Source organism: Sphingomonas gei, from assembly GCF_004792685.1.
GTDB classification, from domain to species: domain Bacteria; phylum Pseudomonadota; class Alphaproteobacteria; order Sphingomonadales; family Sphingomonadaceae; genus Sphingomonas; species Sphingomonas gei.
The window spans coordinates 266,455-290,242 of sequence record NZ_SRXT01000007.1 but is presented as its reverse complement, the minus strand read 5'-3'; the positions used below and the strand labels follow the sequence as shown (position 1 = coordinate 290,242).

General features: G+C 61.4%; 21 protein-coding genes. 3 read left to right on the top strand and 18 right to left on the bottom strand.

Annotation, left to right across the window (positions count from 1 at the left end; translation table 11 throughout):
* Positions 1-7: 7 nt before the first annotated feature.
* The 16 genes from hisH to E5A73_RS18305 all read right to left on the bottom strand — a co-directional run bounded on the left by hisH (position 8) and on the right by E5A73_RS18305 (position 19,117).
* Positions 8-655: an imidazole glycerol phosphate synthase subunit HisH gene (gene hisH, locus E5A73_RS18380; RefSeq protein WP_135965294.1), complete on the bottom strand. Its 648-nt coding sequence runs from the start codon at positions 653-655 to the stop codon at positions 8-10.
* Positions 655-1,413 carry an imidazole glycerol phosphate synthase subunit HisF gene (gene hisF / locus E5A73_RS18375; protein ID WP_135965293.1) on the bottom strand — a complete coding sequence of 253 codons (759 nt, stop codon included), beginning with the start codon at positions 1,411-1,413 and terminating at the stop codon, positions 655-657. Before hisF ends, hisH begins: the two co-directional genes overlap by 1 nt.
* Positions 1,414-1,437: 24 nt before the next feature.
* The gene (locus tag E5A73_RS18370) at positions 1,438-2,769 is read right to left on the bottom strand and encodes an N-acetyl sugar amidotransferase (protein ID WP_135965292.1); all 1,332 of its coding nucleotides are present in this window, start codon (positions 2,767-2,769) and stop codon (positions 1,438-1,440) included.
* A 1-nt stretch (position 2,770) separates the two neighbouring features.
* Positions 2,771-3,937: a glycosyltransferase family protein gene (locus E5A73_RS18365; RefSeq protein WP_168355984.1), complete on the bottom strand. Its 1,167-nt coding sequence runs from the start codon at positions 3,935-3,937 to the stop codon at positions 2,771-2,773.
* A 96-nt stretch (positions 3,938-4,033) separates the two neighbouring features.
* Positions 4,034-5,392: a hypothetical protein gene (locus tag E5A73_RS18360; protein ID WP_135965290.1), complete on the bottom strand. Its 1,359-nt coding sequence runs from the start codon at positions 5,390-5,392 to the stop codon at positions 4,034-4,036.
* Positions 5,393-5,550: 158 nt separating this feature from the next.
* Positions 5,551-6,603, bottom strand: coding sequence for a hypothetical protein (locus E5A73_RS18355; RefSeq protein WP_135965289.1), 1,053 nt, complete (start codon positions 6,601-6,603; stop codon positions 5,551-5,553).
* On the bottom strand, positions 6,600-7,688 hold the full coding sequence (locus E5A73_RS18350) for an acyltransferase family protein (RefSeq protein WP_135965288.1): 1,089 nt from the start codon (positions 7,686-7,688) through the stop codon (positions 6,600-6,602). The genes E5A73_RS18355 and E5A73_RS18350 overlap by 4 nt, the downstream gene beginning before the upstream one ends.
* A complete protein-coding gene (locus E5A73_RS18345; protein ID WP_168355983.1) occupies positions 7,685-8,695 on the bottom strand; it encodes an acyltransferase family protein in 1,011 nt (336 codons plus the stop codon). Before E5A73_RS18345 ends, E5A73_RS18350 begins: the two co-directional genes overlap by 4 nt.
* Positions 8,696-8,811: 116 nt before the next feature.
* On the bottom strand, positions 8,812-10,602 hold the full coding sequence (gene asnB, locus E5A73_RS18340; protein WP_135965286.1) for an asparagine synthase (glutamine-hydrolyzing): 1,791 nt from the start codon (positions 10,600-10,602) through the stop codon (positions 8,812-8,814).
* Position 10,603: 1 nt separating this feature from the next.
* Entirely contained in the window at positions 10,604-11,158 is a 555-nt protein-coding gene (locus E5A73_RS18335) for a sugar transferase (protein ID WP_135965285.1), read from the bottom strand.
* The gene (locus E5A73_RS18330; RefSeq protein WP_135965284.1) at positions 11,155-12,582 is read right to left on the bottom strand and encodes a lipid II flippase MurJ; all 1,428 of its coding nucleotides are present in this window, start codon (positions 12,580-12,582) and stop codon (positions 11,155-11,157) included. Before E5A73_RS18330 ends, E5A73_RS18335 begins: the two co-directional genes overlap by 4 nt.
* A 43-nt stretch (positions 12,583-12,625) precedes the next feature.
* On the bottom strand, positions 12,626-13,471 hold the full coding sequence (locus tag E5A73_RS18325) for an aldolase/citrate lyase family protein (protein ID WP_168355982.1): 846 nt from the start codon (positions 13,469-13,471) through the stop codon (positions 12,626-12,628).
* A 68-nt stretch (positions 13,472-13,539) separates the two neighbouring features.
* Positions 13,540-14,664, bottom strand: a complete 1,125-nt coding sequence (locus E5A73_RS18320) for a tetratricopeptide repeat protein (protein WP_135965282.1) — start codon at positions 14,662-14,664, stop codon at positions 13,540-13,542.
* A gap of 97 nt (positions 14,665-14,761) precedes the next feature.
* Positions 14,762-16,948, bottom strand: coding sequence for a GumC family protein (locus tag E5A73_RS18315; protein WP_168355981.1), 2,187 nt, complete (start codon positions 16,946-16,948; stop codon positions 14,762-14,764).
* Between the two features lie 44 nt (positions 16,949-16,992).
* Complete coding sequence (locus tag E5A73_RS18310) at positions 16,993-17,745, bottom strand: polysaccharide biosynthesis/export family protein (RefSeq protein WP_135965280.1); 753 nt, start codon at positions 17,743-17,745, stop codon at positions 16,993-16,995.
* 61 nt (positions 17,746-17,806) lie between these two features.
* On the bottom strand, positions 17,807-19,117 hold the full coding sequence (locus tag E5A73_RS18305) for an O-antigen ligase family protein (protein WP_168355980.1): 1,311 nt from the start codon (positions 19,115-19,117) through the stop codon (positions 17,807-17,809).
* Between the two features lie 343 nt (positions 19,118-19,460).
* On the opposite strand from E5A73_RS18305, the gene E5A73_RS18300 reads away from it, so the two are divergent.
* Positions 19,461-20,402 (top strand): sterol desaturase family protein, encoded by a 942-nt coding sequence (locus E5A73_RS18300; protein ID WP_135965278.1) that lies wholly within the window; start codon positions 19,461-19,463, stop codon positions 20,400-20,402.
* Between the two features lie 156 nt (positions 20,403-20,558).
* Here E5A73_RS18300 and E5A73_RS18295 read toward each other — a convergent pair whose 3' ends face one another.
* Positions 20,559-21,200 (bottom strand): FKBP-type peptidyl-prolyl cis-trans isomerase, encoded by a 642-nt coding sequence (locus tag E5A73_RS18295; protein ID WP_135965277.1) that lies wholly within the window; start codon positions 21,198-21,200, stop codon positions 20,559-20,561.
* A gap of 76 nt (positions 21,201-21,276) precedes the next feature.
* Positions 21,277-21,483 carry a 30S ribosomal protein S21 gene (rpsU, locus tag E5A73_RS18290; protein ID WP_019368605.1) on the bottom strand — a complete coding sequence of 69 codons (207 nt, stop codon included), beginning with the start codon at positions 21,481-21,483 and terminating at the stop codon, positions 21,277-21,279.
* A 240-nt stretch (positions 21,484-21,723) separates the two neighbouring features.
* On the opposite strand from rpsU, the gene E5A73_RS18285 reads away from it, so the two are divergent.
* Both E5A73_RS18285 and E5A73_RS18280 read left to right on the top strand, forming a co-directional pair.
* Positions 21,724-22,464, top strand: a complete 741-nt coding sequence (locus E5A73_RS18285; RefSeq protein WP_135965276.1) for a response regulator — start codon at positions 21,724-21,726, stop codon at positions 22,462-22,464.
* Entirely contained in the window at positions 22,461-23,726 is a 1,266-nt protein-coding gene (locus tag E5A73_RS18280; protein ID WP_240700256.1) for an ATP-binding protein, read from the top strand. Before E5A73_RS18285 ends, E5A73_RS18280 begins: the two co-directional genes overlap by 4 nt.
* Positions 23,727-23,788: the final 62 nt, after the last annotated feature.

Sequence of the window (23,788 nt, the reverse complement as noted above, 5' to 3'; positions counted from 1 at the left end):
CGGCAATTCAAAGCTGCATGAAGCCCTGGAGCATGCCAAGCCCCTGCCGTGCGCTGCGTTCCGGATGGAATTGGACCGCCATCAGATTGTCGCGCTGGACGGCGGCGCAAAGCCGATGACCGCCGTAAATGCAATCCGCCAGCCGATCACTTTCCAGTTCGGGGACCGCGGCGAAGGAATGCACGAAATATACGCTGGGGCTTTCGTCCACGCAATTATCAAGGAAGGTACCTTCCCATGAGCGGCGGGCTTCAGGAACGACGAGATGATTCCAGCCGATATGCGGCACCCGTTGCGGCGCGCCCTCGGTGGTCAGCGCAGGAACCCCCCGCACCCGACCCGGAAGCAGGCCTAGTCCGCGATGCTCTCCGAATTCCTCGCTGGCATCGAACAGCATCTGCATGCCAACGCAGATCCCCAAAAACGGGCGTCCGGTAGCAACATAGTCGCGGATGACTTGGTCGAACCCTCGCCCCTGCACTTCGTCCACGCTATCCTTGAACGCTCCGACGCCGGGAACGACAAGTCGCTCGGCCGCGGCGGCGGTCGCAGCATCGTCGGTGACCAGCACGTCGGCTCCCAACACTTGAAACGCTCGGGCAACGTTCAGGAGGTTGCACATGCCATAATCGAGAATCGTGACCTTGCTAGTCATTACGTCAACCTTACGGGCAGGCCGGCATCACGGGCCGCCATTCTGATTTCCGGAATCGTCATGCGCCCATAGTGCAAGACATCGGCCATCGAAATCGCGTCGGCGCCGCTTTTGGCGGCCGAGATGAAGTCCTTAATCGAGCCCATGCCACCACTCGCAATCACGGGGACGCCCGTCTTCCTGCTGACCGCCTCGATCAGATCGGTTTCGAAGCCCTTGCGGGTCCCTTCCCTATCGACCGAAGTCAGCAATACCTCGCCGGCGCCGAGCTCCACTGCACGCTGTACCCACTCAACGACGTCGAGCCCCGTCCGCTCTCGGCCATTGTCGGTATAAGCTTCCCATCGCCCCGCAGCAATTTGCTTGGCCTCGACCGACAGAACCATCGCCTGCGATCCGAATCGGCGCGCGACTTCGGTGATCAATTCGGGTCGCGCGATAGCCGCCGTGTTGATCGCGACCTTGTCGGCTCCCGAACGCAAGATGTGCCGCGCGTCCTCTACCGAACGAATTCCGCCTCCCACCGTGATGGGAATGAAGACCTGGTCGGCAGCGCGACTGATGATATCCGACAGGTTGTTGCGGCCATAGAGGCTGGCGACGATGTCCATATAGACGAGCTCGTCCGCGCCAGCCTCGTAATAGCGCACCGCAAACTCCTGCGGATCGCCCATCACCCGCAACCCCTCCAGCCGGACCCCTTTGATGAGGTTCGGGCCCTTGATATCGAGGCGCGGTATGATGCGAAGGTTACTCATCGGGTGTCACCTGAATCCGAACTCTCAGACGCTGACCGACGCATCGTGCCAAACGGCGTGACGGAGCTTCCAGGAACCATCCTCCCACTTCCACAGGTGCGGAGAACGGAAGGTGTCAGCCAAAGTCGCGAAATATTCCCGGTCCAGGGTCGGCTGCTCGAACATCTGGCTGGCTGCGGGGAACTCGCGCTCCGGGATACTTAAATACTCGAAGATCTCGTCGGCAAAACGCTCGGGAAACTCGTGGTCAAAGCGCCGGACGAGCGCCGAACCCTCTTCGCGGGTGATATCACCGGAACGAATTTCCTGCGCCGCGTCGTAGCTGGCACGCCCAAGACCGAATTTGACGCCCGTGGTATAGTAATGAAAGTCGTCGATCCGATCATCGATGCTATTGTACTTGCTATACGTTCCGGGCGTGCGCTCCGGGGAGGCCTGAAACCCGCCATGCTCAACCGCATAATAATAGCAGCTTTGTGGATGCCACTTCAGATAATAGCCTAGGTAGTGAACCTCGACATTCTGCTCCTCGATCTGGTTGGGATCGGCAGGCAGGTACGGGAGAAGATCCTGCTGCTCCACGCCGTAATTTTCCTTGAGCTCCGCAACGGAAACGCCACCCAGGCTCACCTGCGACTGATCGTCGGAGGTGAAGTAGGACCAGTCGCGCTTCGCGCTATCGGTGTCTCCGATCGGATTCCCGTACTCGGCTTCATTTTCGCCAAAGAATACCAGCGGAATTTTGTGGAGCAGCGCCATCTTTGGCGCGAGGGACTTCTGACCGAACATGAATGCCTGGAACGGGTGGAAGATATTGTCCACCGCCAGCCGCGTCAGCAGCCGATGCACGCGCCCGTTCGGAGTGGTCAGCAAATTATCGTGACCCGCATGGATCCAGGCTTGGAAGTTCTTCCATCCCCAATCGGTATACACATGCGGTGCCCACGTCACGGTGAGCGGGTGCATGCCGTATTTGGTGCGCAAGATGTGCGAAGCGTAGAAGCTGTCTTTGCCGCCGGAACCAGGAACGATGCAGTCGTATTGACCATCTTTGCTGCGATGGCGGTCACACAGTTCAACGAGCTGGCGCTCACGTTCCTGCCAGTCGATGCTATTGTGCTTTTTCTCGGCGAACCGGCAGGCGTCGCAAACACCGTGCTCGTCGAACTGAATGGTGACTTTCTTGCTGTCCTTGGTGTGCTTGTATTCCACTGCGGAATTTGGCCGCTGATTGGAAATGACGCAACGGCTGCAAAAGCGCACTTCGGAAGGAAGGCCGTATTTCGTTTCCGGATTGGAAACGTCCGGGGCAAATTTGGTCTTGTCGACCTTGCTCGGATAAGGAATGGAACTCACATCAACACTCCATCATTAATTCTTGGATCACGTCGAACACTCGAGCCGTAGCGTGTCCCCCACCGGCCACGCCAAATTGCGCTCCGAAAGCAGCTGCGCGCACAGGCACCGCCTTGATCGCCCGGGTCACGTCGCTCGGCGCGTCCACGCCGACCGAGATCCCGAACCGCGCGTAAGGCGTGTCCGCGGTGAATACGGAACAATCCACTGAAATGACCGGACGCCCCGCTATGGCGGCCTCCAGTCCCACGGTCGACGCCGTTACTACGACAATATCCACAGCATTCAATACGGCATCGAGATTCTCTTCTCGTCCGCTTAACTCAACGCCCGGTTCGGCCACAAAGGCAACGCGTTCGCTCGGATGGTACCGGACCAGCAGCCGATACTCCGGGTTGGCCCGGACCAATTCCCGCAGCTCGCGCTCGACCTTGCGAGGTAGGTCGGGGTCGCCTGCGCGGCCGTCGAAGGGGTGAAACTCGGGCTCGATCTGCGAAGCCCATAGAATCGTCCGCTTTCCATCGTCCCAGCCTCGCCCGTCGCGATAGCGCCGGCCCAACTCGGCCGCTTCGGGCGCAGTCAGGCGGTCGAAAGCCGGGTTGCCGGTGACGACGACTTCGTCAGCCCGCCGGCCGTGCTCCAGCATCATCTGTCGAACCTGCTCGTTGATGACGCACAAACGGTCGGCATAGCCGGGCTGCCCGACCCAGCGCACTTCCTGGAGCGCGAATACATCGACCGCGCAAACGCTCGGAATGCCCAACTCGCCGCTTGCCAAGATCGCGGCCTGCTCCGCGCGCGGAGAATTGGTGGCGATCACGGCGTCGGGCCGCAAGGCCGCGAGCCAGCGGCGGAAGAAGCCGGTCGGCCGGAAGGCGTGCCGCCCCTTCTCGGCGTAAAGACGACGCGCTTCGGCCTCGCCCACGTCCGATGCCAACTCCGCGAACGACGCGCCGAGATAGGCAGCACTCTCTTCGATCGACACCGGGCCACCTGGCGCGAGCCCCGCCGCGAGTTCGGCGCCGAAATGCGCTGCACCGGGTGCGGCAAATTCGGTCAGGTCCGCGAAACCGATCGCCGGAATCCCGCGCGCCTCCACCATCCGCCGCGCTGTGGTGAGCGCGAGGAACCGGACGTCATGCCCAGCTTCCACCGCCATAATCGCCACGGGGGCCAACATGGCGGCATGTCCCCCTCCGTAGGCAACAAACAACAGTGACGACAAAACGCCCCCCAAAAATGCTCTTCGGCTCGAACTTCCGCCTTAGAAGCCGTGCTCGCCAAAGATGGCGCCATCCGGCCGATAGGAGACCCAGAAGGTTTCGCCAACCGGAACCTTCATCGAGAGGAACCATGAGAGAAATCGCGGTTCGCCGCTATCCGGCAGATCGAGCAGCGAAGCGAGGTTCAAGGCGACGCAGGATTCCGCTTCGACCGCCACCGGGAAGGTTCGGTCGATACCATCGCCAACGATCCTGATCTCGCCGACATTCTCGCGCGTAGCTGTAGGCGTGTGGGTGTTGTTGTGAAACAGGATGACGCTTTCGAATCCCCCACCCACGCAGCCGTGCCCCCAATGCCGCCCCTTGGGCGGATAGACGCTGGACTTGGCACCGGTTGCGATATCGGTGGAAAAGCGGCCATCGGTGCCCGCAACGCTATATCGGTACGAGGCGTTGAGCCGCGACGGTATTTCGTTGCCGCGCAGATGCAGCACGCGCATCTCTTCCTCGGGAGCCAGCACGAATTCGATGCCGGGGGTGCCGGGCTCGGATGCCATGTCGAACCGCTCGCCGGTTGCCGCCAGGCGCGCGTCGGAAAAGCGCTTGGTATCGACGGAGGCCTCCACGCTCCCTCGGCAATTGGTCGGAAATACGCGAACGCTGAGCGCCAGCCCGGATGCGGTCTGCGCCGTCAATAGCGATCCGAAAGTTCCCGCGGCCGCCACCGGGTCGGGAACCGGGCAAAAGTCGAGGAATTCGGTCAGCGGAAACGAGTGGGTCACTTCCAGAAAGTCCGGTCCGCGATGATAGTTGCCAACCACCAGCCGCGGAAACACGTCATATGCGGCGAGCTTGACCGAGAGGAACGATCCCTCTGCCACGTCCGCCAGATCGAATATTTCATCCGCGAAGAAGATGCGTGAAGAGAAGGGCGTCATGTGTCCGACGTCCACGCTGCGCGTGGTGACCACGTGGCCCCTGGGATCGCGTAGATTGACTTCGATCCGCTCGTGACCCGCCAAGGGTTCGGCGCCGACAAAATAATGGAAGAACGGAGTCACGGCATGACGCCCACCCTCGCCAGGGACGAACTTGCACGTCCAGTTCGTCTCTTCCGAGGTGGAGCGGCTCTTCACTTCATCCGCATTGCGGACGCGTCCGGCGGAATGCACCGAACTAAAACACCCGTTGGACTCGTAGACGGCGAGAATAGCGGGAAACGTGAAGCGCAGATTCTCGCTGGAGACGATCTCCACCTCGACCATGCCCTCGAACGGCATCGGGAGGGCGTTCGGTTCGACGAGGCCGGCGCGGATCGAGATATCGTTGTGCACCTCGATACTCTCGAGCGAGGTCCGGACCATGAGTTGGCCGTCCGCATCATAGAGACGCAGGTTCACGCCGATCGCGCGCGTGCCATTCTTCACCAGCCAATAGTTCAGGAATACGATGTGCAGATCGCTCGTCCTGGTGATGCGGACTGGGAACATCGCCGACGACCGGTGGGCGAAGAACGAGCTGCGCGCATTGAAGGCGCTGGCAAGCGAGGTCTGCGTTGTCATTGTAACTCCCGCGTATAAGGCGACGGACGCTGCCGCGAGGGCCTTGGACCGCCACTGGGAACAAGCCGCTGCGCCGGGCGGGCCAGCAGCAGGTCCCGATAATGAATGATAATCATGTATATCACGACGGCGACCGAATAGGATCCTATGCCTTCCGAGAGCATCGACGTAAGCAGGATGAACAGGAAGCCGACGATGTGCCGATGCTTCCGGCGCCACAATATCACGAGCAGCGCCACGGCGAAAATCAGCGACGGTACCAACACGAAAAGGCGATCATATTGGCCTGAAACCATCGCCGTGAAGAATGGATTGCCGGTCAGCATCGCCAGGAAAAATCCCGTCACGCTCCCCGAATAATCCAGCCCCGCCGCTGCAGCGGTGCTCAGCACTTCGCCCGATAGCGAGCGATCCAGCAGGGCGGCCGACTTGTCGAAGAATTGTGTGATGACCAGGAGAAAGAGAATCACGAACGTGATCTTGAGGGCGAGATGCACAGTCCTAATCCGCTTCCAGACAAACAGCGGAAAATACAACAGGAAGATGTACATCGTCGACGAGCTCAAGAACACGGTCGCTGAATACCACAGCAAGGTCAACGGCCTAGCGCGACGATCTATGATAAAAATCAACAGATATGCCATCGCGTACATGCAAATGGCCAGCCGGAAACTGATAAAAACCGGAATGACGATGAGCAGCAACTGAGCCGGATTATTGTTCCTTCCTGGCGGAGTCCATAATACCACCGGCAGGGAATAGATAAGCAGATACAAACCTTCAAGCACCGGAGAAAATGCGTGATCTTCCAATGCCAGAATTGGGAGAACGATATAGTATCGCGCGTACAGCCAGAGCGGAGAATCTCCGAATCCGTAGATGAAGTTCGTTATCGTCGACTCGAAACCATCGGCAGAATCAACGACACGTCCCGGCCGCGGAGAAAAGATTGTTCGCTCAAAGTGTATCAGAAGATAGATATACAGCGCCAGCATCACCAAAAAGGCGAGCCCATAAAAGGCGCTGCGCGTCGCACGAGTCGAACTCATCGGATCACTTCCTGCCGCGCAACCGACAAGGGCTTGCGGAATACCCGCCGGCCAAGCGCGATTCCGGGACGCTCAACAAAGCGGTGCAAAAGGTCGGACACCAGGATGGTCGCGCCGATGGCACCGAGCATCACCAGCGGCACGGCGTAAGCATGCAGGCCAGCCTTGATGCAGACCAGGGCGATCACCACCACCAGAGGATAGTTCACCAGATAAATGCCATAGGATATACGGCCTAGATAGCGCATCGGCGCCTCAATGAAACGCGGCAGGGAAGGCGTGCCGAAAGACAAGCAATACACGATCAGGCAGAACGCGGCGGCGTAGCAGGCATGTGCGGCAATCCCGGCGGCGCGCGATGCGGCTTCCAGGGATATCGCTGCGGACAATAGCATCGCCGCGGCAAGCCCCAATACCCAGAGATGGCGGGGTCTCCCCAGCCGGCCGAGCATCGAACATGCCGCTCCTGCCAGGAAATAGGCATTGAGCGCATTCGTCTGCATCTGCCATCCGGCGGGTCGGACGTCCAACAGCGTCAGGACCAGGCTCAGCCCCGCCCAGAGCGTCAGCGCAGCGATGAACAGTCGCGGCGCGAAGAACCAGATCAGGAAGACCGCATAGAACATCAATTCGTGGGAGAGCGTCCAGGCGCTTACCGGGATGAAGGTCGACAGGTCGTCGCGCGGCAGCAGGAACAGATTCTTGAAGAACAGCGACGCATCGAGGGCGACATCGGCGGGGGGCCTGCCGATCCCGGCGGACGCAGCCACCACGAACAAGGGAATCGAGACGATGAGGTACAGCGGGAATATCCGGAATATCCGACGAATGGCGAAGTCGATTGCATCGTGCCATCCGGCCGCGGCACCGCGGGCATAGGATCGCGCCATGATGAATCCGCTCAGCACGAAAAACAGCTCGACCCCGCGATAACCGACCGCGGTGACCGGCGATAGCGGCGGCAGACCGAAATACTTCGCCTTCTGAAGCGTCAGGTCGACATGGTAGAGGACCACCCACATCGAGGCGATGCCTCGAATCCAGTCGAGCGCCTCGAGCCGCGTACTCGAGCTTTCGACCGTCACCAGCTTGCCCCCTTCAGCCGTCGCTGAAGCGGCATGTCGACAAATCGGTCGACAAAAATCGCGCCGACGATGGCCAAAGCAGCCAGCAGGAGAATGGAGGGCACGCTAACCGGGATAAATCGCGACGACAGAAAATATAATAATGGATGCAGCAGATAGAGCGGATAGCTGAGCCCGCCGAGAACCTCCGCGGTCTTGGCCAAACTGCGAGGGGTGCCGATCGCGCCCAGGGCCGCCACGATCAGCAAGGCCCCCGACACTAGCAGCACGCGCCGCCAGCCGGTGACCAGTTCGAGTTCGCTCACTCCGGTCGCGACCAGGACTGCCACCACAAGCACGCAGCCAAGCAACGCCAGCCACGTGCCCTGCTTCCACGCGCACCATCTGTCCGCGTGCAGACGCATGAAAACGCCTCCGGCGAAGAAGATCATCTGGTTTGCCGGATGGACATACCAGTGCCAGCCGGCTGGTAGATCGGGGAGAGACGCGAGCCGCCAACTGACCCAGGCGGTAAGGAACAGCGAGAGCGCCAGAAATGCAAAAGCAAAGCGGCGCAGCAGCATCATGAACGGGAAAAACGCGTAGAAAACCACTTCGACGCCGATGCTCCACCCGCCGATGACCGGCGTGTTGGCAGGATCGACGAAGCCGAAGATCAGCAGGATGCTCGCCAAGGCAGTGAACGGATCCGGCACATCGCCGCCGGTGGCGATTTTACCTGCGATCGAGAGCAGCACCGTCACCGCGAAGAGCGGCCCCAGCCGCGCCAGACGGCGACGGAGATACGAAAGTACGTGCTCTCCGGAAAGTGCGCCGTCGAAGCGCCGCTGATAAGCGTGGGCGAGGCTATAGCCGCTCAGAATGAAAAAGATGGAGACGCCATAGGTACCCAGAAAGGCGAGAAGGCCTTCCACCGGCGCCGGCACGGCGAGTGCGCTCCACAAACGATAGTGATAGACCGCGACGCCGATGGCGCAAAAGCCGCGCAACGCATCCAGCGCGTGCAACCGCCCTCCCGCGACGCCGACGCCCGAAACGCTCTCGGTTGAGGCCTCTACCCCCCCAACGGAAACTTCATCGAGGCTTGTGGGCAAAAGCGTTGGCCTCCCGTTGGAGCGTGGCCTCAAGCGGCCACCTGCGCTTCGCTCGCCATATTGATCGAATGATCAACCGCAATGACGGCTCGCAATTCGCGCGTATTGTTGGCTTCGCCGGAAACGTGATCCTCGAGCAGCTTGCGCACCGGCGCAGCCTCGAAATGGCTGCTCGTCTGCAGCAGGCGCTCGATATGGCTGCTGCAATAGCCGCTCAGCCGCCCTTTGAACCAGTCGCCGACAGGAACGGTGAACATCTGCTTCTTGCGATAGGCGAGATCCTCGCCGATCAGCGGCGCCACTGCCTTTTTGTAGAGATATTTGGTGACGCCGCCGCGCAACTTGAGCTCGCCCGGCATCCTGAAGGCGAATTCCATCATCCGATAGTCGAGAAAGGGAGTGCGGGCCTCGATCGACACGGCCATTCCCATGCGATCTGGTTTGACGAGGTTGTTGCCCGACAGGAGCAATTGGGTATCGAGATACAGCGCCTGATTGATTCGATCCTGGTGCGGCACTTGATCGAACCACTGCCGCGCGACATCGAACGAATCCACACCCGACATCGACGCGCGGGTGGCCGGCCGATACAATTTCAGCTTTTTTTCATGACCGAAGAGCGAGATGCTGTCGAAATACTGGCGGCGAAAGCTCTCATCGTCGCTTTCGAGAACGCCCGGTGCCGCGAAAAAGTCGCGATACTTGTCGTAGCCGGCGAAAAGCTCGTCGCCCCCATCGCCGGTCAGAACGACTTTGACATGTTCCGCCGCGAGCTTCGAGACTCGATAGGTCGGCAGGAACGACACGTCGCCATGGGGCTGATCGCAATGGTAGATCGCCATCGGCCACAGATCGAGCATGTCGGACGCCACGCGCTCCATGACGTGATCGGTCGCGAAGCGATCTGCAGCCGTCTGGGCGAAAGACGATTCATCGTACCGCGGATCGTCGAAGCCGATGCAGAAGGTCTTTATCGGCTCCGGACGCTGCCGCGCCATCAGGCCGACGATGCTGCTCGAGTCGACGCCGCCCGAGAGAAACGCACCAAAGGGCACATCCGAACGCATCCGCAGGCGAACTGCATCCTCGAGGATCGCGTTGAACTCTTCGATCCAGTCGGCTTCGGGCCGGCCGTGCTCCGGAGCGACTTCCGACAAATCCCACCAGCGCCACGTAGTGGTGGCGTCGCGCGTCACTTTCATCGCGGTTCCGGGCATGAGGTGCCGGGTGCCCTGACGAATGGTGAAGGGCGGGGGAACGTAATTGAAGGTCAGATAATGGTGCAGCGCCTCGACATCGAGGTCGGGCAAGCCCCCGATCATCGGAGTCATGGCCTTGATCTCCGAGCCGAAAACGATCCGCCCGCCTTGATCGTGGACATAAAGCGGCTTTACGCCAACCCGGTCCCGCGCCAGATACAGCGCGCCCTCGCGCCGATCGAAGATGGCAATGGCGAACATGCCATTCAGGCGATGAAGGAAATCGATCCCTTCGCGCTCGTAAAGGCGAAGCAGGGTTTCCGTGTCGGAGTGGGTGCGGCACGGATAGCCGCTCTGTGCGAGCTCCTGCGCAAGCTCGACATGATTGAATATCTCGCCGTTCTGCACGACGATGATCTGACCATCGTCAGATACGAACGGCTGATGTCCGCCCGCAACGTCGATGATCGACAGTCGCTGGTTGCCCAGGGCCACACCCTCGGCTGAGAATATGCCATGGTCGTCGGGACCACGATGCTCGATAGCCTGCCCGGCGTTCCGAAGAACGTCCTGGCCAAGCGAAGACCTGGACCTGTCAAAATATCCGAATATGCCGCACACGTCAGTTCCCCGTCCTTGCAAGCAACTGTCGGGCGGTCATCAAGATAATCCTCAAGTCGAGCAGAAACGAGGCCGAGCGGACATAGCGAAGGTCGATCGCAGTGCGCTCCTCAGGGGTCGCAGTAGAACGCTTGAGCGCCTGTGCCAACCCGGTGATTCCGGGGCGGACAGTGTGCCGCAACTGCCAATCCTCCGGCGCATATTCGCTTTCCTGCGACGGCACGTCGGGTCGGGGGCCGACGATACTCATGTCGCCTTTCAGCACATTGAGGAGCTGCGGCAACTCGTCGAGGCTGGTCCGTCGCAAAAAGGCGCCGATCGCGGTGATGCGAGGATCCCGGTCGGCAGTGCGATACCCTCCCGCTTTCTCGGCATTCACGATCATGGTGCGGAACTTCAGTATCTCGAAAGGCCGCCCCCCGCGGCCGACGCGGACCTGTCGGAAAATCGCCGGCCCCCCGTCCGACACGCGCACGATCCCTGCGATCACGAGCATGGGGATGGCGAGCATTCCGCAAGTCGCACCCGCCACGAGAATATCGAACAGCCGCTTCACCGCAGCACCCGGGCCGAACAGAACAACGCCAACAAAAAACCAACCCCGCCGAAACCAAGCTGTAAAAAATTCGAATAGTCTTTAAGTGCCAGTCCCATTGCCAAGAACGGTATGGCAACCGCAATACCTATTGCAAGCGCCCTGACCATCTTGCCGGCGAAAACCCCCTCCCCGCCCGCGAGGCCTATATTCGCCCGTCTCGCCAGCCAAATCGCAAGGATGGCCTGAAAGACGACCACCGCGCCCATCAGAAGACCGTCTGAACGCAACCACAGCCCCGGCGCTACCAGGAGCGGCAGCGTCAAGACGCACGACAGCGTGATTCTGAACACGATCGACGTCTGCAGGTGCGCATTGAGAAACGCGATCATCAGGCTACTGATCGCCACGAACGGGACGGAGAGGAACGCGACTCTGGTGAGCGCAGCGACGCGCGCAAGCGCGGCGGGATCCATCTGGCCCCGGCCGAACAGCAAGGACACCACCGCGTCGGCGAAGAAAAGGGCGAACACCACCACCAGCGCTGCCAACAGGCTCGCCAGGCGCAGATCCTTTAACAGCTCGATGCGCACTTCCGCTTCGCGCTTTTCGGCAATCAGTCCGCTGAGCTTGGTCAATGCGACGGTGGATATCGTGGTAATCAGGATCCCGACTGGCAACTCGACCAGCTTCTGCGCATAATTGAAGCTCGCGACCGTTCCGCTGCCGAGGAGGGATGCGGCGGCACGAACCACGATCTGAGGGACCAGCGTCAGCGCCGCCGCGAGGGCGCCCGCCGCAAAGGCCTGCACCATGGCACGGTCGGCGAACGGGCGCAGAGAGAGTGAATTCATCGCCGATCGAGGCATGACCGCCACTTGCGAGACGAGGCGAAATGCCGCGCCTGCTCCGATCGCCAGGGCGAGCATGGCCAGCATATCAGGCCCGTGAGAATGCCCCACCAGCGCGGCGATCACCGAAAGGTTGAACAGCAGCGTGCCCGCTCCCGCCACGAGATAACGGCCCTGCGCGTTAAGATATGCGGCGGTGACACCCGACAATGCCGTTAGCGGAAGCGCGATCGCGACTCCCGCGACGACGGCGCCTCCCGCAAGGTCGGAAAGTCCCGGCAGACCGGGTGCGATCACCCCGAAAATGATCATCGGGTACAACCAGAGTACGATGCCTGCCGCTGAAAATGCAGCGGTCGCCCACAGCGAGGCCTGGCGGAATAGCGCGGCGCGTTCGTCGAGCGGCAATTGTCTGAAACGCGGCACCAGTGCGGCACTGAGCCCCCCGGTGAGAAGCAGATTCACCAGCAAATCGGGAAGCGTCAGCAAGACGACCGCGATATCCGCGTCCCGCGACACCCCAAATGCCCGCGCCAATTCCAATTCGCGGAACAGGCCCGAAAATCGGCCGAGCAGCAACATAGCCGCCAGCAAGGTACTCGCTCCGACGACGGGACGAAGCAGCCGCGAGAAGTTCCTAGCCACCACGCGGGGTCAGGTGCGGCCGCGCCGCCTTTTCGCGAGCGATTTCGCCGATCGCGTCGCAGACCCGAGCGTGATTGGCTTCGAGCTGGCCGGGCGTGGCGCCGCAAAAGTCTCGATAGGCAGTCCGAAGCTGGCGAAGCTCTTCGGCAAAATCCATCTGCGCTTCGATTTCGGTGACGTCCACCGCCTGGCGATGGAAGGTGCGCGAGAGGATCGCGGCGGTCGATCCCAAGCGGGCGTGCTCGCCCAAGATCCACCGCGCGGGCAGCAACCCTTCGTCGATACGTGCCACCCCCCCTATTCCAAAAGGTTTGCCGGCGGCGCGGATTTGCTCTGCCATCTGGTCGACCAGTCCCATGGCCAGCGGCTGGAACATGAAGGGAAGCTCGAGATCCAAGCTCAGATCGTTCAGCCCGATATGGATCTCGTCAACACCAGGGGTCTCGGCACAAGCGCGTATCGTCTGCATGGCACCGATCGTTTCGGCCAGCAGGCAAATACGTGCACGCCCTCGTACGCAGTCGGCAAAGGCTTGCACCTCGCCTGGCTCGTGAAACATCGGAAGCATCAGGATGGGCACGCCGGCATCGAGCGCTTCGTCTACCTCAGCCTGCGTCCCGGCGTTCATGGGATTGAGCCGCGCCATGAGCTCGGCGTCGGGCACGGCCGCCCGCACCCGCCGCAGATCCTCGAAACTGTGCCCGCTGATAAGCGTGTTGAGATGACCCTGCCGCTCCTGCTTGCCGAGAATCTCAAGGTCAACGAAGATCCGGTCCACGCCAGCCCGCACGGCAAAGGCCGCCAGCCCCGGCGAATTAGTGATGAAAAAGAATTTCAAGGTAGCGGTTCCGTTGCGCGATGTGATGCGTGACCTGCCCGAACGGCAGCGCCTGCCTTCGATGGGGGTCAGCGAAGCGGCGTGATTTCGACCTTTTCTACCTGGCCTTGGATACCGGTATCCGCTGGTGCCTTGAGGACGAGCGCGATCCACTGCGCGACGCACCCCAAATCGGGCACTTCGAACGCGTTCGCCCCTGTCTGGCTACCCGATCCCCCAAGCAGGTTAAGCGTGACGATATCGCGTCCGTTGCGTCCCGCGCAACTTACCACCCAACGTCCTTGGTCTGGCGGGACCAGAGTCAGCCCGTTCGCGGTTGACGAAATGCGATAACGTCCCGGCTTCAGCATAAGGAGTTGCCTCGCCACCTCGCCTCCCTGCCCCGGTGCGCTGAAGATCGAGAGAACGTGATCCGCCTGGTTCGAAGTCGCGAGGTCCTCGCCTGCGCCCAGGCTATAGGTCGATTGCAGCGCCCAAGAGAAAACCCCCGCGCGCTTTCGGAAGTCAAAGCCCGGGTCGATCACCGTCGCTGGATCGGCGTTTCGGTTCATTAATTGCGCAGCCGTGACGAAGCGCTCTTCCGCCACCAGCCGAACTGCGAGGTCTTCGTCTTGCTGCGCAGAAAAGGGTGCCCCGGCTCGGCCCAATCGTCGTTCCAGGTCGACAGCGGCGTCCACCGGATCAGCCTTTGCGATGATCTCGCGGATGAACGTCGATGCCCAAGCCGGCCGCTTGGCCAAGAATTGGGTAAGCGGAGCGCGAATGCCCGGGTCCGACGACGCCTCGATCAAAATCGGCATGAGGATTGGGTGGGCGGCGGCCGACGTTCGCAATGCCATGTCGTAATGCCGAAGTGCGCCCACTGCGTCGCCGCGTTGGACATTATACTCGATGAGCCAGAGATGCGTCACCAAGTCGCGGCGATTGAGTGCCAGCGCGTGCCCAAGCACCCTAGACGCACGGTTGCGTTTGCCCCGAACATCCTGGATGAGACCCAAGGTCCGCACTGCCGCTACCGAGGTGGGATCCCGATAAAATGCACGACGCGCCAATTCCTCCGCACGGGCGACATCAGCGGGGCGGCCGCCCTGTAAAGTATTGAAGGCTTGATTGGCCAAGGCGTCCCCGTGGAACGGGTAAAAGCGCAGAGCCCTCGATGGCGCATTATTGTCGGCAATGTTGGCGATGCCCACTGCCACTACCGCAAACGCGAGCCCCGCCGACACTGCGAGAATGACGATGCCACGTAAGGCGATGGATCTCGATCGACGCATTGACTGCCCCCGTCTGTCAAGCGGCGTTCACCGCGTCCTTCTCGCCGTAACCATAGCCATACTCATATCCATAACCGAAATGAGCCTTTTTCGCGTCGAACTTCGTGAGGACGGCGCCCAGCAGATTGACGTTCGCACTGCGAAGGCGCGCCGTAGCCGCGCGTATGATGCTCGACCTCGCGCCGTTCGCCTCGACGGCGTATATCACGCCTTCGACCTGACTTCCGATCAAGGGCGCGTCCGCCAGCCCCAATACCGGCGGCGAATCGATGATCACATGGTCATGGGTCTCCAGCAAACGATCGATCAGAAGTTGAAGCCGCGAGCTGTTGAGAAGCTCTGCCGCGTTAGGCGGCTGCGGACCCGCCGGCATTGCATTGATACCGAGCCCGGGAACCCACACCACCATCGTGGCCACGTCGTCCTCCCCCGCCAGGAAATTGCTCGTGCCTCGAGCGTTTGGAATATCCAGAAGCACATGCACCGACGGAGACCGCATGTCGCCATCCACCAGGATCACGCTGCGCCCAATTCGCGCCAGCGTCTGCGCAAGTGCGTAAGCAGTAGTCGATTTGCCTTCGCTCGCGCGGGTGCTCGTGACCGCCAGCGACCGCGGAATTCCGTGGTCCGTCGAGAAGCGCAGGTTCGTTTGCACCGATAGATAGGCCTCAGCCATGGGTGACTTGCGGTCCAGCAGGATCGCACGCGGCTCACCCTCGGCCACCGCTGGAATCGTACCGAGATTGGGCACTCCCATGGCTCTCACGACCTCCGACGGATCCTTGATCGCCTCGTCGATTTGCTCGAGTGCCAGAACGCTTACCGCCGACAGCCCCGCGCCGAGTACCAACGCGATCAGCAGGTTGAGAAACAATCTGGGACTACTTGGCTGGAGCGGGAGCTGGGCAGGATCCACAACCATGATATTGTTGGTACCGATACCGCCGGCGACGCCGATCTCCTTGTAGCGCTGCAATAGCGCATCATAGAGCTGACGATTGGTATCCGCATCGCGCTGATGCATATTGTATTGAATACTACGACGACGCAGATCGAGCGCGCTGCTCACCAGCGTATCGACCCGCTGCCGCAAGTCGATCTCCCGGGCTCGGGCGTCGGAATAAGTCTTGCTCGTGCCCTGACGAACGCGACCTTCCTCTTGTCCGATCGCGCGGTCCAATTCCTTCAACTGTGACGCAAGCGCCGCTGCTGCTGGATAGCCAGGCTCGAATTTGGTCAGCAGGTTCGCATATTCGGACGCCACCTCTGCGCGTTTGGTGCGCAGGGCGGTGATGGCGTTGTTGCTCAGCGATTCCACCGTCGCACCGCCGCCGCTGCTCACTCGGCTCTCCGCCTTCACGCGATCGGCGATCGCTTCGGCCAATTCGCCGTTCAAACGCGCGAGATCGTCCGCGACGAGCGACCGCTCGCCGGCACCTTCCTGATTGCCAGGTATGTTCACGATCTTCTGGTCGGCCGCATATTCGACCACCTTCCTCTCGGACTCCTCCAATCGCTGACGCAATTGCGCCAGCCGGCTTTCAAGGAATTTGCGCGCATAGGAGGAAGCATCGAATTTGCGGTCGAGATTGGCCGCTATGAATGCATTTGCCCAAGCATTGGCGACACGCTGCGACAAAGCGGGGTTCGGACTGGTGAAACGGACTTCGACCAACGAGGAACCGCGCACCGGGGAAATCGAGATATTCCCCTGTAACAAATCCGCAGCGACCTTGTTGCGCTTTTCACGCTGCTGAGCAGTCAGGCGTCCGGGACGCGGCCCGGCAAATAACCCGCCCTCACTCATATCGACACCAAATGCTTCAAAAAACTCGGCGGATTCCGCCAGCTTCAGATCCGCTGAGACGCGCTCGGCGAGCGAGCGGGCGCGCAGCAAGCTATATTGAGTCTGGTAAAACTCTGTGTCGACGCTGCTAACTTCCGGCTTCACGCCCTGCACGTTAACGATCTTGTCCGCTTGACGCGAAATCTCGATCGACACTACGGCGGTGTATTGCCGCGTCATGAACAGCGTCACAATTAGGCCGGCGACTAGTGCCACCGTAATGATGGCCACGATTAGCCACTTCCAGCGAAGTACGACGCGCCAATATTGCAACAATAGCGGAATTTGGCGCGGCTCTTCCAGCGACGAGGGGCTGCCATCCCAGATATCGGCGCGGTCTCCGTCAGTGCGCCTCATGCCACCATCCGAATACTCGGCAGCCACTTCATTCTTATACAAAGTCATCTCCCGAGGAGATAGATCAACGGCGTCAGAAGCGCCGGACCCACAGCAATTGTGTTCTTGAGTAGCTGAGCCCTCCCGGAGGTACCCACCATGACGAGATCATTGGCATAAACCTCGGGATCGTCATAAACGCCCCGGCGGATCGCCTTCACGTTGTAGACCGCAGCATAGCGTTGCCCATCGACATTCCGGAAAACAACTACGTCGTCCAAGCGCGCTAAATCCGTTGCCCCGTCGGCGGTGGCGACGGCCCTCAGCAAGGTCATCCGGCCGATGACCGGGTACAGCCCGGGCTTTTTGACTTCTCCGTCGACAGTGATCACCTGACTTACGGTTTCCTCAAGGTTCACCGTAACCTGCGGATCGCGGACGAAGCGGCCGCGCAATCGCTTGGCGATCTCGTCCGCGAGTTCGGAAGGGGTTCGCCCCGCGGCCTCGAGCGCGCCGATCAGCGGCACCGAGATCCGGCCACTGGCGTCCGCCTGCACCTTCTTGCTCAGGTCTTCAATGCCGAAAACGTCGATGGTGAGCTTGTCGAAAGGGCCGATAAGATAGGGGCGATCACCAGCCGAAAGATCGGCCCGCGTCGGAGCGGGCAGGCTGCTCGTCCGCACCACCTGCAGCCCCGCCCGGTTTTCAATGGGCGGCGTGCCGGCGCAGCCAACAAGCAATAAGCCCGCTAAGCAAACGGAAAACGGAGCCGATTTCACAAAAAAATTACCCCGAGAGTAAAGGAAGCGGAACGGCATGCGTTGAATCCCAAGCCGCCCCGCGCACTAGACCAGCACGCGCTCGCGCGTCTAGCTCTTTCTATCCCGCAACGCGCGGACTAACGCGACGATTTGGGGCTTCCGGACGCTCCGGCCCGGCCCTTTTCACGGCTTCGGAGGCAAGCGCCATTAGACCACACCCGATCACGAACAGCACCTGGTTGAGCGGGGTGCGAAGAGGATAGTCTGCGATACTCGCGAGAACCAGCATGAGCACCTGGAGACTGCCCATTCTCCCCAGGAGAATTGCTCCTTCCAGCTGCCGTACCGGACGCCAGATGCGGATCGATGCGCGGATTGCCCAAATGAGGAAGCCAAGCCCCAGCGCCAGGCTCGCGCCTCCCCCTTCGATGAGAACCTCGAGAATGTCGTTGTGCGCATGGTTGAAATATGACGGGCCGAGATACCAATCCGGCTCCACGATTTTGAAGACGACCGGAAACGAACCGAAGCCACTGCCGACCGGGAAATAGTTCTTCGTCATATCGACCAGCACGCCGAACAGGCGAAGTCGCGTGTCGGCTTCCACATCTTGAGCGAAGAGACGCTGAATTGCCAATGCCCGCGACAAAACGATCGACGTCACCACGATCGCGATCAGCACTATCGCAAAGCCGAACGTACTCGCCTTGCCGAGCCGCGACGCCAGGAAGCTCTGCACGGCCGCCGGCGCCCCGTTCCGCGTTCGCCATGCCGGGCGCACGAGCATCATCGCGCCGGCCAGCCCGACCAGTAATAACAGCAATCCCGCACGAGAGCCGGTGATCAAGACCATCGGAACCAGAAAAAGCGCAAGTGCGCATGCCAGTGGGAGCCGCAACTGGACCAGGCGGTCGGACGGATAGATCGCAAGCGCCGCGAGCGCCGGAAGGACCGCCGTCAACAGCGCGGCATGATGGTTCCGATTGGCGAAAAATCCTACGCTGCTGCCTCGATTGGTGATGTCGAAAAGATAGAGCTCGCCGCTGGAAATCTGCAAGACCCCCATCGTCGCGCTGACCATCGTCAAGCCGATCACCAGTGCAAGCAGCCAGGACATGCGTGCCTTGGGAAAGGACGCCAAGCCCACCAATGCGGCGAAACCGGGAAGCGTCGACAAGATGCTGTTGAGCGTTGCGTCTGGCGCGAGACTTATCGGACGCCAAGGTTGCTCGACACCCAAGATCGAAGCTCCCGAAGCGAAAAGCTCGCGCCCTGGGAGGGCCGTCCAGATAAATGGGGGGAGTGGAATGGACTGAATGATCATCAGCGCGGTCAGCGAGCCGAGAAACAACAGCGGAAACTTCACTCGAGCGAGGTCGCGACCCGAAGAAAGAAACAGCGCCACGGCAAGCATAATAACCGAAGCCAAGCGCACGATTATTTGAGTTCCCGCATCAGGGCGCGAAGAGCCTCCAAAACAAAATGCGCATATCAGAAATATCGCGAACAAAACCGCCACTATACTGTCGCTATATTTCATAATTTTCTGGGACGACATATATTACCCATCTAGTTCCGGCGGGAGCACCCACAGAGCGACGCCGTCCAATTCCCGACCTCTCAATGCCCCAATCGGCTGTCATAGCCAAGGGGGTAGCGCTGGCGGCCGAAGTAGGTGATCGGGCACTCGATGCGCGATTGGACGTAGCGCGCGTGCCGCATTTCCCCTAGTGCAGGATGCTCGCACGAGCCCACGGTGACACCCCGATCGTATGGACGGAAAGATGATATCGCACGTCACTGATAAGTTGTGGCACTTCGTGCACAACACCTTCATCGCGGGATGGCAGGAACTGATGTTGAGCTTCGCCGCGTCAATATTAGCGGCCGCGCTTGTTCTTGTTATAGAAGCTCGATACGTGGGATATGCGAACTCTGGCCTGAAGAGAATTTTCTTCACGCCGTCCCGGTCTACGATCTTGGATTTAGTGTATTTTATTCTTTATACTACGGGTGTCATCACCCTTCTCGCCATCGCATTTTCCGCGGGTATTCCGTTTTTCTTTGCTAGCGCGTTGAAGAATGCGCTGAACCTCGATGTCGGGCCAATGCTCCCAACTTGGATTCATCTGCCGGTATATCTTATCGCCGCAGACTTTATGGCGTATTGGCAACATCGCCTGATGCATCGAATACCCGCTTTGTGGAAGATACACGAATTTCACCATTCGGCGGAAGAGTTTAATACGATAACGGTGTTTCGTGAGCACCCCCTGGATCGAGCGATCAACGTCATCGCGATGACCGTGCCGGCAATTGTTATAGGAGTGCCCGTAGTCGCATTCCCTCTTTTCATGACCATTTATGGTTTGATCGGCTACGTAAAACACAGCCGGATCCCATGGCATGGCTGGATCGGCAAATGGGTGATCCAATCACCTCGCGATCATTTGATACATCATTCTAAAATACAAGAGCACCATGACACCAACTTCGCGAACAACTTTGCGATTTGGGATCATCTGTTCGGGACATATTACACGGGTTCGAATTTCAAGCCGGTCCTCGGCTTGGAGGCCAACCCTTTCAACCGGCGGGGCGCGATCGTCGACACCTGCCAGACCCAATTCCGTTTTTTCAAGGCCCTCAGCGAGAGCGGCGCCGACATATGGCGAAAGCGGAGCGCGAGAAAGCGAAGTGAAATCCGTCGGTAGTCATTTTATGCAAGCGATGTTTTCGGCGAATAGGCCTAAGGCGACTGATCGCCGGCAACCTTGCCCGCTGCACTTGCCTCAGCGCGACAGCGCCGCGCCAGTGGGGCGCTGATCACTCGCCATCCGACCGCCAGCCGCAGGACGCCTAGGAAGGAATCAACGTGGCGCGCCTGGGCCAGCATCCCGCTGCGGCTGCGGCGGGCCACCGGGAGCCCCGCCGCTCTGCTGCATCTGCTGCATCTGCTGCTGCATCATCATCTGCTGGACGACGGCGGCCGGAAGGATCCGCTCGGGGCTCACGGTGAACACCAGCATCGCATCGGGCGGCACCCGCTCGGGATCGGGGCTCTGCACCCCCGGCGCGCCGTAAGCGAGGTTCGACGGGATCCACAGGCGGTATTTGCCGCCCTTCTGCATCAGCTTCAGGCCTTCGAGGAAGCCGGGGATCGCACTGCCCGCCTGCACCGGGAACGGCACCGCGCGCTCGCTCTTGTCGAACACCGTGCCGTCGCGGAAGCGGCCTTCATATTGCGCGACGACATAGTCGCCTTCGCCGGCCTTGCCGCCCTCGCCGGGCTCCAGCACTTGATATTGCAGGCCCGACGCGGTGGTCTGAACGCCCGCGCGGCTCTTGTTCCAGGCGAGATACTGCGCATCGGTGCCCTTGGCGGCGACCTGCTCGCGCGTACCCAGCCAGGCAAGGCCGGCCGCGAGCGCAATCGCCAGTAGCACGCCGATCCACAGCCAGACCTTGTAAGCCCGCTTGACAGGCTGGAGCGGAACGGCGGTCACGGACATCGGTCAGGCTCCAGCAAGGGCACGCGAAAGGGTAGTAAAGGTAAGGCGAAACGCACCCTGGCGTTTCGCGCAGGCCTTACCGTGCGCTGTCGCGCTCGACCCGCTTGCGCTCGAGCTTGCGCGCACGACGAACCGCAGCGGCACGCTCGCGGGCGCGCTTCTCGCTGGGCTTCTCGTAGTGACGACGCAACTTCATCTCGCGATAGACGCCCTCACGCTGCAGCTTCTTCTTGAGCGCCCGCAGCGCCTGGTCGACGTTATTGTCGCGAACGATGATTTGCATAAGGCCGTACAGCTCCAATCTCGATACAATAGAATAGGGTTCGCCGGAGCGCAGGCCGCGGCGTGATCGAGGGCACCTATCAGCGCAAATCCGATTTTTCAAGGTCCGAGGCAGCCTGGACACGAGAATCTCGGCTGGAATGCATCAAAGTCCTGTGCCTTAAAGGTCACACTGCGCCCACATTACAATGCGTTGCAGCGCTGCAACGCGCCCGATAGGTTCGCCTGCCACGCCACCCGCATGCAGTTAGCCTACGCTCTGGACCTCGAGACTCGCCTCCTCATCGTCGACGACGATCCCGGCATCCGCGAATTGACCGCCGGGTTTCTGTCGCAGCACGGCTATGTCGTCGATACCGCCGCGGGCGGGGCCGAGATGCGCGCGGCAATGGCCGCGCAGGATTATGCCCTGGTAGTGCTCGACCTGATGATGCCGGGCGAGGACGGGCTGACCATCCTGCGCTCGATGGACCGCGAGACCGGACCCGCTGTGATCCTGCACTCGGTCATCGGCGAGGATGTCGACCGCATCGTCGGGCTCGAGATGGGCGCCGACGATTATGTCGCCAAGCCTGCCAACCCGCGCGAGCTGCTCGCGCGGATCCGCTCGGTTCTTCGCCGCAGCAGCGGCGGCGACAGCAAGCCGGCTGCGAAGCTGCCCGAGCGCAGCTTCCTGCGCTTCGCCGGCTGGCGCCTCGATCCGGTGGTGCGCCAGCTCTACGATCCCGAAAACGTCATCATCAACCTGTCCGACGGCGAGTTCCGGCTGCTGCTCGCTTTGGCCGAGCGGCCGCGGCGCGTGCTGACGCGCGACATGCTGCTCGATTTCTCGCGCGGGCCGATGGCCGAGCATTTCGACCGCGCGATCGACGTGCAGATGAGCCGGCTGCGCAAGAAGCTCGCCCGCCCCGGCCGCGACGAGCTGATCCGTACGATCCGCAACGAAGGCTATATGTTCGTCGCCGAAGTGACCGCCAGGTGAGGCGCGCAAGGTCGATCACGCTTCCCATCGTGCTGCTGGTGATCGCCGCGGCGCTGATCGCGACGACGGTGCAGTTCACGACGATGTTCAGCGGCCCCCCGCCGTGGTTCCGCCCGATGCCGGTCGCCCGCGTCGCCGAGGCGCTGCGCACCGGCCGGGCTCCCGAGAACGCCCGCGGCATCGAAGTCGTCCGGATCAGCGAGGACCGCTTCGGCCGCACCGAGGAGCAGCCCTCGCCCGAGCGCGACGCGGCGATCGCGGCGCTGATCCCCACGCCGGTCGAGAGCGTGCACGGCCTCTACGAATTTCCGCCGCATGATCCCGACGGCGATATTCGGGGGAGCTTCACGGTGGGACGGCGTGACGGAGACGGCTGGATCCTCGTCTCGACTGCGCCGCCGCCCACCTTCACCAGCTGGCACTTCCGCCGGCTGGCGGGGATGCTGATCACGCTCGTGATACTCTCGGTGCTCGCCTGGTACGTCGCGGCACGGATCTCGCGCCCGATCCGCGAGCTCGCTTACGCCGCGACTCGCGCCAGGCTCGGCGCCCGGCCGGCGATCCCGCACGGCGGCCCGCGCGAAGTGCGCGAACTCGCCGAAGCTGTCGAGGCAATGCAGGATCGCATCCTCCAGCAGGCCGAGGGCCGCACGGCGATGCTCGCGGCGATCGCGCACGATCTCGGCACCCCGCTCTCGCGCATCGCCTTCTGGGTCGAGCAGCTCCCCGAGGCGGCGCGCGACCGTGCCGCCGCCGATATCGACGAGATGCGCGCGATGCTCGGCGCGGTGCTGCGCTTCACCCGCGACGACCGCAACCGCGAGCAGCATGCGCGGCTCGATCTCGGCAGCCTGATCGAGAGCCTGGGCGACGATCTCGCCGCAGCGGGGATGCCGGTCGAAGTCGATCTCGGCCCGCGCGTAGTCATCGAGGGCGATCCGGTGGCGCTGCGCCGCCTGTTCACCAATCTGGTCGAGAACGCGGTGCGCTATGGCGATCGGGCGCGGCTATGCTGGTCGGTGTCCGCCGGCTGGGCCGAAGTGCTGGTCGAGGACGAGGGCCCGGGCTTCCCCGTCGGCCGCGCCGAGGCGTTGTTCGCGCCGTTCGTGCGCGGCGAGGCCTCGCGCAATCGGGCGACGGGAGGCACCGGGCTGGGGCTGGCGATCGTCCGCTCGATCGCCGAGGCGCATGGCGGCGAAGTGGTCCTCGGCAACCGCGACGCGGGCGGCGGTCGGGTCCGCGTGCGTCTGCCGGCGGAGTGATCTTCCACCTCTGAAATATTTCGGCATCCCGCGAAATCGCACGATGCGGTCCCCCCGCCGCG